Genomic DNA, 8,189 nt, shown 5'->3' with positions numbered 1-8,189 from the left:
AGATGTGTATAAGAGACAGGATTCGATTATAAAAAGAACGCCGCCTGCGCGCCTTTCGACAAGCTTTTACTGTCGCGACGCATTTTGTTGCAAGTGTAGTGAAATCGTAATATTTGCGCGCGCCGATCGTCTTTAGTATGCCGAAATGGCCGGCTCTTCCCCGCAAACGTGAACCGCATCCTCATCGTAAAAGTGACGTCGCTCGGCGATGTCGTCCAGACGCTGCCCGTCGTCGCGGACATCCATCGCGCGTTTCCCGGCGTGACGGTCGATTGGGCCGTCGACGAATCGTGCGCGGAAGTCGTGCGCTGGCATCCCGGCGTCAGCACGGTGCTGTGCGCGCCGCTGCGGCGGTTCAAGAAGCTGCGCAACGCCGGCGATCTGAAGGCGATCACCGCCTCGATCCGCGCGCTGCGCGCGCATCGCTACGACGCGGTGATCGACCTGCACGGCGTGTACAAGAGCGCGATCATCGCCGCGCTCGCGCGTGCGGCGCGCCGCGTCGGCTATCAGACGCAGGATCTCGGCGAAACGGGCGCGCGCTTCGCGTACTCGCATCGCTTCGGCCCGCGGCCGGCGTGCGATGCATGGCACGGGATGCGCGTGAGCGCCGGCGAGGCGCTCGGCTACGTGCCGGAGGGCGCGGCGACGTACGGCATCGTCGCGCCGCAGCATGCGGATCTGCCGCCTGCCGTGACGAGCGGCGCGCCGTTCATGCTGCTGTTCCACGCGACGTCGAATCCCGACAAGAAATGGCCGGCCGACCGCTGGGCCGCGCTCGCGACGCGAATGATGGCGCGCGGGCTGCGCGTGCTGCTGCCGTGGGGCTCGGCCGCCGAGCATGACGACGCGCAGGACATCGCCGCCAGGGCGCCGGGCGCGATCGTGCTGCCCGCGATGTCGGTGCGCGCGCTCGGCGCGGCGATCGGCCGGGCGGCGCTCGTCGTCGGCGTCGATACGGGATTCGTCCATATGGCGCAGGCGCTTCGGCGGCCGACCGTGATGATCTTCGTCGCGACGTCGCGCCATCACTGCGGGATCGGCGGTGCGCCGCATGCGTTGTCGATCGGCGAGCAGGGTGTGATGCCGACCGTCGACGATGCGCTCCGTGCGATCGATACGGTCGGGCCCGCGTACGGCGCATTCGCGCGCGCGAGCTGACGCGCGCGGCGCACGGCCTTCGTGCTACGCGAGCAGCGCTTCGACGGTGACGACCGCGGCGATCGCCGCGAGGTTCGCGAGCAGCGCCTCGAACACGAGGCCGCGCCAGGTTTTCGGCCGGAAGCGCAGCGCGAGCAGCAGCGCGCCGCCCAGCGCGAGCGCGAGGATCAGGACGAGGTCGGCGTTGCCGAGACGGACGCTCATGGACGCGGCTCCTTCAGGGACGGATCGGGGGCGCGCGGCGGCGCCCTCGGATCCGAGTATAAGGAGCGCCCGGCGCCGTGCAACCCGGGTCGTCCCGGAGCGTCAGACGAGCGACGTATCGCGCGTCTCGCGCATCAGCAGCACGCCGATCAGGCTGATCGCGGCCGCGACGGACACGTAGCCGCCGACCCACGACAGCCCGCCGCGCGCGGCCAGCAGCTGCGCGATGTACGGCGCGATCGACGCGCCGAGAATCCCGCCGAGGTTGTACGCGACGCCGGCGCCCGTGTAGCGGACGTTGGTCGGGAACAGCTCGGGCAGCAGCGCGCCCATCGGCGCGAACGTGACGCCCATCAGGAACAGCTCGATCGTCAGGAACAGCGCGACGAGCGGCATCGACCCGCTGCCGAGCAGCGGCGCCATCGCGAAGCCCGACAGCAACGCGGCGATCGACCCGACGACGAGTACCGGCTTGCGGCCGAACCGGTCGGATGCCCACGCCGACAGCGGCGTCGCGAGCCCCATGAAGACGACGGCAAAGCACAGCAGCCCGAGGAAGCTCTGGCGCGGAATGTGCAGCGCCGACACGCCGTACGACAGCGAGAACACCGTCGAGATATAGAACAGCGTGTAGCAGACGACCATCGCGAGCGCGCCGAGCAGCGTCGGCTGCCAGTGCTGCGACACGAGCGTCGCGACCGGCACGCGCACGCGCTCCTGCCGGTCGACGGCGGCCTGGAACGCCGGCGTCTCGGCGATCTTGAGCCGCACATAGAGGCCGAGCGCGACGAGCACCGCGCTGACGAGGAACGGAATGCGCCAGCCCCAGCTGCGGAACTGCGCGTCGGACAGCGACAGCGCGAGCGCGAAGAACAGCCCGTTCGACATCAGGAAGCCGACCGACGGACCGAGCTGCGGGAACATGCCGAACCAGCCGCGCTTGCCCTGCGGCGCATGCTCGGTCGCGAGCAGCGCCGCGCCGCCCCATTCGCCGCCGAGGCCGATGCCCTGGCCGAAGCGCAGCACGCACAGCAGCACGGGCGCGAGCGTGCCGATCGCGTCGTAACCGGGCACGAAGCCGATCGCGGTCGTGGACACGCCCATCACGAGCAGCGAGGCGACGAGCGTCGACTTGCGCCCGATGCGGTCGCCGAAATGGCCGAACAGGAACGAGCCGATCGGTCGCGCGATGAAGGCGATGCCGAACGTGACGAAGGCGGACAGCGCCTGCGCGGTCGCCGAGCCGTGCGGGAAAAACACGGGGCCGATCACGAGCGCGGCGGCCGTCGCGTAGACGTAGAAATCGTAGAACTCGATCGCGGTGCCGATGAAGCTCGCGAACACGATGCGCCGGTGGCTGACGGCGCCGGCCGAACCGGTTGCATGTGCAACGGCCGGTGGGGATGCGGACATGGATGTCTCCGTTTTGTCGTTGGGGCGGCTGCGCGCGTTCGGTCGGACGAAGGCCCGCCGGCGCGGCCGAGCGATGGATGCGGGGGAGGGCGTCGCGCGTCGCCGCGCGGACGTCGTCCGCCGGTCGACGATGGAGACGGATAGTCGCCGCCGCCCGGTGCCGGCGTGGTCGGCCCGCCTGCCGGGTGCGGCGCGCGGGCGGCGCGCAGCGTGATGGCCGCGCGAGTGTGCGGAAAATTATAGCGATCGCGGCCGCGCACCGGCAATTGCGGCCGGCGGCGGCTCAGTCGAGCGACTGCGCCTGTGCGGAGGCCGTGCTCTGCAACTGGAAGTGGCCGTCGTCGTTGAACAGCCAGCCTTCCATCAGTTCGAGCCGGCCGTCGCCGTCCAGCAGCCGCGACGGCGGCGCCGGCAGCGGCGCCGAGCGGCGCAGCGAGGCGAGCGCGAGCGCTTCTGCTTCGCTGTCGCCGTTGCTCCGATAGACGGACGCGTTGACGAGCCGGCCGCCGCGATCGACGGTGAACGCGACGACGACGAGCGAGCGCAGCATCGCCTGCGGCGTGCCGCGCAGCAGGCCCGACGGATTGCGTTCGGCCACGCGCCGCGCGATCTCGATGCGGTACTGATCGAGGCTCGCGGAACGGATGACGGGGGAAACGACTGCGCTCGTGTGCGACGGCGGAGGCGTGATGGTGCACGCGGCAAGCATCGCGACGGCGGCGAGCGCGACGACGCGCAGCCGGTCGACGATCGGAACGGATAGGGGACGCATGGCAGGGCAGCCGAGGTGACGATAGAAAAATGATAGACGCGCGCACGCCGCGCGATATGGGGAGAAACGCATAGCGCGCGAGGCGCAATACGCACGCGGCAGATGATGGAGCGGGCGCGCGTCGTGCGCGGACGTCAGTACCCGTGCGTGACGAGCGACAGGACCGACAAGTCGGGATGCGTGCCGTCGATGATGCTCTTGCCGACGTGCACGGCCTCGTGCACGGCTTCGTCGACGCTCGCGAAGCTCTCCTCGCCGTCCGCATGAAACGGCACCGCATGGCCGGGCAGTGCGGGATTCGCGCCCCGATGGCAGACGTAGCCCGTGTACGTGTAGCGCATCGCGTTGCCGGGCGCCGTGCCGGGCACGACGTGGATTTCGAAGCCTTCGTAATCGACGTGATCGGTCGGGGTCGACAGCTCGGTCATGGCGGTCTCCGTATGCGGCGCGCGCGGATCGCGCGCGCGGCGTCGAATGCGCGGCGGATCGTGTCGCCGTGCTGATCCGAATTTTAGGCGATCGCCGCGCGTGCGGCGGCGACATCCGCGCTGCCGTGGCTGCCGCGCTCAGGCATGCGCACGCAATCGGATCACGGCTTGCAGCGCGCGTCCTTTCTCTGCACGTCGATGATCACGGGATAGGTCCTGCCGTGGTCGAGCTCGACCGGCGCGACGACGGTCAGCATCGTCGGATCCGAATCGTCGTACACGCTGACGCGCTCGTTGCGCAGATAGGTGACGCCCGTGCAGTTCGACGCGCGTCCATCGTCGGACACCTTGCACTGCAGCTCGTTTTCCTTCAGATAGTTGTACGGCGTCGGGCTCGCGAGATACTCGCGCAGGCTGCCGGGCGCGCCGCCGACGCCCGTCACGGACGCGATCGCGCACGATGCGCCCTGCGTGTCGCCGGCGGCGGTATCCGCGGCCGCCTGCGCGCTGACGACGGCCAGCACGGCGGCGAGCGACGAGAGGAGAAAGGGCTTCATGACGGGTTTCCCGTTTCGCGAATCGGAGCGCGGAATTGTAGCGGCATCCGGCGCGACGCGCGTCGGCGCGGCCGTCGTGCAGCCCGTGCGAGGCGGCTGCCGCATCGCGGCATCGCCGCGTCGGCCGCACAAACTTTTCCGGTGGTGATTTGTTCCTATAGCTTAGAAGGATTCGATCGATGGCCGCGCTGCCTGAAAACGTGAAAGCCCGCATCGTGCAAGGCTTGGCATGCTTCGATACGCCCTCTCAGGTGGCGAAGGACGTCTATGCTGAGTTCGGCCTCACAGTGGCGCCACAGCACTGCGAGAGCTACGACCCAACGAAGGCGGCCGGCGCCAAGGTGGGAAAGAAGCGGCGGGCCGAGTTCGTGGCGATCCGCGCGGCTTTCCTCGCCGACCTCGGCCAAAGCGCCATGTCGCATCGTGCCGTGCGCCTGCGCCGGCTGGAACGACTCATGACGCGTGCCGGTCGATCGCGACGCCGACCAAGCCGCAGAGATCGAGCCCGATGCCCGCCGATACGTTGCAGAGCTGCGCAACTGCGGCGCGCACGCGTGGGGCGCGCGGTTCGAGCTGATGCTGCTGTCCGACCATGAGCTCGAGCTGCGGTACTGATGCGCCGCTATGCGCCGCCGTGAACAGAGCAATACCCGCCGGCATCATTCGCTTCCTTCCATGCGAGCGCATTGCGGTAGTGTGCGCCTGGCACGAAGCATCGGCAGCGCTTGCCCGCGCGCGTTTTCGCTATGCACTGGACAGCCCCGTTGTTTTCAACCCATTCGGCATATTCTGCGTCGGACACGCCAACCGCTGCGGCCGGCACCGATCGCGCGGACGCGATGCATTGGGCGAGCACTTCCGGTGTGATGGGGCACTCCATCCAGCCATCCGGGGCTCGAAACTGGACCACGAGTTTCACGCCTGCCTTTTCGGCGAGGCGTAGCACCTCGACCATGTCATTTTGTGTCGGCATTGGATTCTCCAGTGTTGCCGGAGGATAGCTCGTAGGGCGCCGACGACGCCAGGGGTGCATGCATGGAGGAGCCGGGGTCCGCCGACGTGACCCGAGCGGTATGGCGGGCGCAGCGCTGACGGCCGTCTACCCGCCATCGTGCCCGCCAATGCCAAAGCCGGAATTGCGGCTTTGGCTACACCCGTATCTCACGCGTGCGCGTGCTCGCGGATTTCGCGTAGCACATCGTCGCCGATCTTTTCCTTCGCGAGTTCGGTGTCGTAATGCGTCTGCAGGTTCATCCAGCTTTGCGGATCGACGCCGAAGAACGCACCAAGGCGCACTGCGGTGTCGGCCGTGATGGCACGGTTGCCCTTCACGATCTCGTTAATGCGGCGAGCCGGGACGCTGATCGCCTTCGCCAGTGCGTATTGGCTGATGCCCATCGGCTCCAGCCAGTCTTCCGCCAGGATTTCACCGGGCGTCGCCAGGGGTACTTCTCGGGTCATGACTTTCTCCGGGTTGGTCAGTGGTAGTCGACGATTTCCACATCCGAGGCGCGTCCATTGGCGAACTTGAAGCAGATACGCCACTGGTCGTTGATGCGGATGCTGAATTGGCCTTGTCGGCCGCCCTTCAACGCTTCGAGCCGGTTGTTCGGCGGGATGCGAAGGAAGTCCAGATCGGCCGCAGCGTGCAACTGCTGGAGCTTGCGAATCGCGACGCGTTCGAAATTGACGAAGCGGGCGACCCGCGTGCCATTGAACAGCGCCTGCGTGTCTCGGCAGTTGAACGATGTAATCATGAAAATATAATAACGCAACGCGTTATTAACGTCAAACGTTACTATATCTCCGCCATGAGTTCGGGTCCGAAACCGCTGATAATGGCCTACCTGCGTAACCCTGGACCGTGGCATGAGCGCTTATCTCACAGCCCAAGAACTGGCTGACCTGGTCGGCTGTGAGTTCAACCAGCGAGCGACGATGGCGCGCTGGCTCGACCGCAACGGCTGGCGGTACGCAATCGACATCAATGGGCTGCCGAAGGCCGCGCGCGCCTTTCACGAACAGAAGCTCGGGACCGCTCCCGAGGAGCCGGCGACCGATAGTCGGTTCTCTACGGAGCCGGACTTCGACGCGCTCCAAGCGCGCGCCAGGCCGCGGGGAGCTGGATCTAGGTAACTGGGTCAGCGCAACCTCGCGGGTCGCTTTTCTCGCTGATCCAGTACTTCTCCGACTTTCTCGGCAATTAGGTCGAGCGTCCGATCGTCGGCAGGCTGCGCGCAACCAACGATTGGGACTTCGTCTGCGACGCTCGCCTCAAGACGTAGCAGCACCTCGGCGTTGAGAGATCGGCCATTCGCGGTCGCGAGCTCCGACAGCCGATCCTTGAGGTCGGCGGGGAGGCGCAGTTTCATTTGGGGGTCTTCGCGGGCCATGGCCGGATACTAATGGACCACCGTGGTCCATTATGGGTGCACCTTTCGAGGAGAGACCCAATGAACCGTTCCGCCAAAGTACTCGCATTCCCCCTCCGTCCCGGTCGTTACGACGCTCTTCGTCAAGTCGCTGCTGACGTTGGAAGTCAGGTGCGCGGACAAGTGGCGCCGCTCATGCCGGACCGGCCACGCGCTGTGCCGTTGCGCTCGGCCTTGCCGCAAAGCTTGGAGATGTTGCACATCGTTTCCGGCACCGTACGCGCGACCGCGATTGCGCCGACCGATCGCGCCGCACTCGACGTTACCGGCGACGCGCTGCGCCGCCTCGCCGAGCTGGCCCGCACGGAGGTGTTCCATGGCTAAGTTTCGCTGCCGGGCGGGCGATCTGGCGCGCGTCATCCATTCGATCAACCCGGTGCTCGTCGGGCGAATCGTACTCGTCACTCACTCGTACGACGTCGAGCGGTGGGCAGTTACCGTTTTCGGGGACCCCGTATTCGGCGTGACCGCCTGCGATGGGCGCCCGATCATAACGAACGACTGGGCATTCCGCGACTCATCGTTGTTGCCGTTGCGCGGCGACGAGCCGAACAGCCGCGTCGACGAATTGGAGGTCTACCATGCGTAAACTGCGTTGCAAGGTTGGCGATCTGGCGATTGTGACAAAGTGCGGTGTGCCTGAGCGCATTGGCATGCTGGTGCGCATTGTTGCCAGTGCGGTCGCCCCGCACGATTGGGTCACCGAAGTTCAGGGAGCTCCCGTTTGGGCGCGTCAGGCGCGATCCAGGCGCATGGCGTGGTGTCGCGAAGCGCTATGCCACGACTGGAATCTCACACCTATCCGCGGCGAACTGTCAGCGGATGACATGGACGCCGAGCAACGACAGCCGGAGCGCGTTGGCTGACGGCCGCGAAAAGTGAGGCGTTCGTGACAAGCGATTGGAGGCGAGGGTGCACATCCTGACGAACGAAGAACTGGTTCGACCCGCTGGCGGCCTCAAGCGAGGTGCCGCCCAGATTCGATGGATCGAGCGCCAATTGGGATTCAAGCCGCCTCGTAAGATCGATGGTTACCCGATGATCACGTGGGAGCAGATCAATGGTTCCGCTCAGCCTGTTCGGCGGAGGACGGAGCCGAATTGGCAGGTCAAGTAATGACCTCAACGAAATTGAGAGGCGCACGCGAGCGTCATTCCGTCTCGATGCCCGTAGAGATCCCGAGGGCTTTTCTTTTGTCGAGGGCGCACAGCGCATGAGCGCC

The 8,189-nt window shown here is 66.7% G+C and carries 15 protein-coding genes and 1 pseudogene; 7 read left to right on the top strand and 9 right to left on the bottom strand.

What is annotated here, in order from left to right:
• Positions 1 to 168: 168 nt before the first annotated feature.
• Complete coding sequence (gene waaC, locus ACSHSS_RS14790) at positions 169 to 1,161, top strand: lipopolysaccharide heptosyltransferase I (protein WP_445545168.1); 993 nt, start codon at positions 169 to 171, stop codon at positions 1,159 to 1,161.
• 24 nt (positions 1,162 to 1,185) lie between these two features.
• Here the strand turns inward: waaC and ACSHSS_RS14785 are convergent, their stop codons facing one another.
• From ACSHSS_RS14785 to ACSHSS_RS14765, 5 genes are all read right to left on the bottom strand, one after another.
• Positions 1,186 to 1,365: a hypothetical protein gene (locus tag ACSHSS_RS14785; protein ID WP_006400794.1), complete on the bottom strand. Its 180-nt coding sequence runs from the start codon at positions 1,363 to 1,365 to the stop codon at positions 1,186 to 1,188.
• Between the two features lie 102 nt (positions 1,366 to 1,467).
• Positions 1,468 to 2,778, bottom strand: a complete 1,311-nt coding sequence (locus ACSHSS_RS14780) for an MFS transporter (RefSeq protein WP_039225130.1) — start codon at positions 2,776 to 2,778, stop codon at positions 1,468 to 1,470.
• A gap of 283 nt (positions 2,779 to 3,061) precedes the next feature.
• Positions 3,062 to 3,550 carry an energy transducer TonB family protein gene (locus ACSHSS_RS14775; RefSeq protein WP_170933536.1) on the bottom strand — a complete coding sequence of 163 codons (489 nt, stop codon included), beginning with the start codon at positions 3,548 to 3,550 and terminating at the stop codon, positions 3,062 to 3,064.
• A 134-nt stretch (positions 3,551 to 3,684) separates the two neighbouring features.
• On the bottom strand, positions 3,685 to 3,978 hold the full coding sequence (locus ACSHSS_RS14770) for a hypothetical protein (protein ID WP_445545167.1): 294 nt from the start codon (positions 3,976 to 3,978) through the stop codon (positions 3,685 to 3,687).
• Positions 3,979 to 4,139: 161 nt separating this feature from the next.
• On the bottom strand, positions 4,140 to 4,535 hold the full coding sequence (locus ACSHSS_RS14765) for a hypothetical protein (protein ID WP_039225450.1): 396 nt from the start codon (positions 4,533 to 4,535) through the stop codon (positions 4,140 to 4,142).
• 179 nt (positions 4,536 to 4,714) lie between these two features.
• On the opposite strand from ACSHSS_RS14765, the pseudogene ACSHSS_RS14760 reads away from it, so the two are divergent.
• Together ACSHSS_RS14760 and ACSHSS_RS14755 are read left to right on the top strand one after the other, a co-directional pair.
• Positions 4,715 to 4,948 (top strand): annotated as a pseudogene (locus ACSHSS_RS14760) (DUF2280 domain-containing protein); the annotation flags it as partial.
• A 49-nt stretch (positions 4,949 to 4,997) separates the two neighbouring features.
• Positions 4,998 to 5,150, top strand: a complete 153-nt coding sequence (locus ACSHSS_RS14755) for a hypothetical protein (RefSeq protein WP_244122419.1) — start codon at positions 4,998 to 5,000, stop codon at positions 5,148 to 5,150.
• A 7-nt stretch (positions 5,151 to 5,157) separates the two neighbouring features.
• Here ACSHSS_RS14755 and ACSHSS_RS14750 read toward each other — a convergent pair whose 3' ends face one another.
• The 3 genes from ACSHSS_RS14750 to ACSHSS_RS14740 all read right to left on the bottom strand — a co-directional run bounded on the left by ACSHSS_RS14750 (position 5,158) and on the right by ACSHSS_RS14740 (position 6,292).
• Positions 5,158 to 5,508 carry a hypothetical protein gene (locus tag ACSHSS_RS14750; RefSeq protein WP_146124308.1) on the bottom strand — a complete coding sequence of 117 codons (351 nt, stop codon included), beginning with the start codon at positions 5,506 to 5,508 and terminating at the stop codon, positions 5,158 to 5,160.
• Positions 5,509 to 5,696: 188 nt separating this feature from the next.
• Positions 5,697 to 5,996, bottom strand: coding sequence for a HigA family addiction module antitoxin (locus tag ACSHSS_RS14745; RefSeq protein ID WP_105855198.1), 300 nt, complete (start codon positions 5,994 to 5,996; stop codon positions 5,697 to 5,699).
• Between the two features lie 17 nt (positions 5,997 to 6,013).
• Positions 6,014 to 6,292 carry a type II toxin-antitoxin system RelE/ParE family toxin gene (locus tag ACSHSS_RS14740; protein WP_217262480.1) on the bottom strand — a complete coding sequence of 93 codons (279 nt, stop codon included), beginning with the start codon at positions 6,290 to 6,292 and terminating at the stop codon, positions 6,014 to 6,016.
• Positions 6,293 to 6,404: 112 nt separating this feature from the next.
• Here ACSHSS_RS14740 and ACSHSS_RS14735 point away from each other — a divergent pair, with 112 nt between their 5' ends.
• Positions 6,405 to 6,671 (top strand): DUF4224 domain-containing protein, encoded by a 267-nt coding sequence (locus tag ACSHSS_RS14735; RefSeq protein ID WP_105855200.1) that lies wholly within the window; start codon positions 6,405 to 6,407, stop codon positions 6,669 to 6,671.
• 5 nt (positions 6,672 to 6,676) lie between these two features.
• On the opposite strand, the gene ACSHSS_RS14730 is transcribed toward ACSHSS_RS14735, so the two are convergent.
• The gene (locus ACSHSS_RS14730; RefSeq protein WP_105855201.1) at positions 6,677 to 6,928 is read right to left on the bottom strand and encodes an Arc family DNA-binding protein; all 252 of its coding nucleotides are present in this window, start codon (positions 6,926 to 6,928) and stop codon (positions 6,677 to 6,679) included.
• A gap of 60 nt (positions 6,929 to 6,988) precedes the next feature.
• Here ACSHSS_RS14730 and ACSHSS_RS14725 point away from each other — a divergent pair, with 60 nt between their 5' ends.
• The 3 genes from ACSHSS_RS14725 to ACSHSS_RS14715 are packed head-to-tail and all read left to right on the top strand — an operon-like array spanning position 6,989 to position 7,833.
• Entirely contained in the window at positions 6,989 to 7,291 is a 303-nt protein-coding gene (locus ACSHSS_RS14725) for a hypothetical protein (protein ID WP_217103583.1), read from the top strand.
• A complete protein-coding gene (locus ACSHSS_RS14720) occupies positions 7,284 to 7,556 on the top strand; it encodes a hypothetical protein (protein WP_244122420.1) in 273 nt (90 codons plus the stop codon). Before ACSHSS_RS14725 ends, ACSHSS_RS14720 begins: the two co-directional genes overlap by 8 nt.
• Positions 7,549 to 7,833: a hypothetical protein gene (locus ACSHSS_RS14715; protein ID WP_146124310.1), complete on the top strand. Its 285-nt coding sequence runs from the start codon at positions 7,549 to 7,551 to the stop codon at positions 7,831 to 7,833. Before ACSHSS_RS14720 ends, ACSHSS_RS14715 begins: the two co-directional genes overlap by 8 nt.
• Positions 7,834 to 8,189: the final 356 nt, after the last annotated feature.

It is taken from the genome of Burkholderia sp. BC1, assembly GCF_052683555.1.
The sequence above is the reverse complement of the archived record's forward strand: the minus strand, read 5'-3'. Positions and strand labels throughout refer to the sequence as shown.

Excerpts from the sequence above, each read along its gene's own strand:
- ACSHSS_RS14785 (WP_006400794.1), bottom strand. The coding sequence starts at position 1,365 with ATGAGCGTCCGTCTCGGCAACGCCGACCTCGTCCTGATCCTCGCGCTC.
- ACSHSS_RS14780 (WP_039225130.1), bottom strand. The coding sequence starts at position 2,778 with ATGTCCGCATCCCCACCGGCCGTTGCACATGCAACCGGTTCGGCCGGC.
- ACSHSS_RS14775 (WP_170933536.1), bottom strand. The coding sequence starts at position 3,550 with ATGCGTCCCCTATCCGTTCCGATCGTCGACCGGCTGCGCGTCGTCGCG.
- ACSHSS_RS14770 (WP_445545167.1), bottom strand. The coding sequence starts at position 3,978 with ATGACCGAGCTGTCGACCCCGACCGATCACGTCGATTACGAAGGCTTC.
- ACSHSS_RS14765 (WP_039225450.1), bottom strand. The coding sequence starts at position 4,535 with ATGAAGCCCTTTCTCCTCTCGTCGCTCGCCGCCGTGCTGGCCGTCGTC.
- ACSHSS_RS14750 (WP_146124308.1), bottom strand. The coding sequence starts at position 5,508 with ATGCCGACACAAAATGACATGGTCGAGGTGCTACGCCTCGCCGAAAAG.
- ACSHSS_RS14745 (WP_105855198.1), bottom strand. The coding sequence starts at position 5,996 with ATGACCCGAGAAGTACCCCTGGCGACGCCCGGTGAAATCCTGGCGGAA.
- ACSHSS_RS14740 (WP_217262480.1), bottom strand. The coding sequence starts at position 6,292 with ATGATTACATCGTTCAACTGCCGAGACACGCAGGCGCTGTTCAATGGC.
- ACSHSS_RS14735 (WP_105855200.1), top strand. The coding sequence starts at position 6,405 with ATGAGCGCTTATCTCACAGCCCAAGAACTGGCTGACCTGGTCGGCTGT.
- ACSHSS_RS14730 (WP_105855201.1), bottom strand. The coding sequence starts at position 6,928 with ATGGCCCGCGAAGACCCCCAAATGAAACTGCGCCTCCCCGCCGACCTC.
- ACSHSS_RS14725 (WP_217103583.1), top strand. The coding sequence starts at position 6,989 with ATGAACCGTTCCGCCAAAGTACTCGCATTCCCCCTCCGTCCCGGTCGT.
- ACSHSS_RS14720 (WP_244122420.1), top strand. The coding sequence starts at position 7,284 with ATGGCTAAGTTTCGCTGCCGGGCGGGCGATCTGGCGCGCGTCATCCAT.
- ACSHSS_RS14715 (WP_146124310.1), top strand. The coding sequence starts at position 7,549 with ATGCGTAAACTGCGTTGCAAGGTTGGCGATCTGGCGATTGTGACAAAG.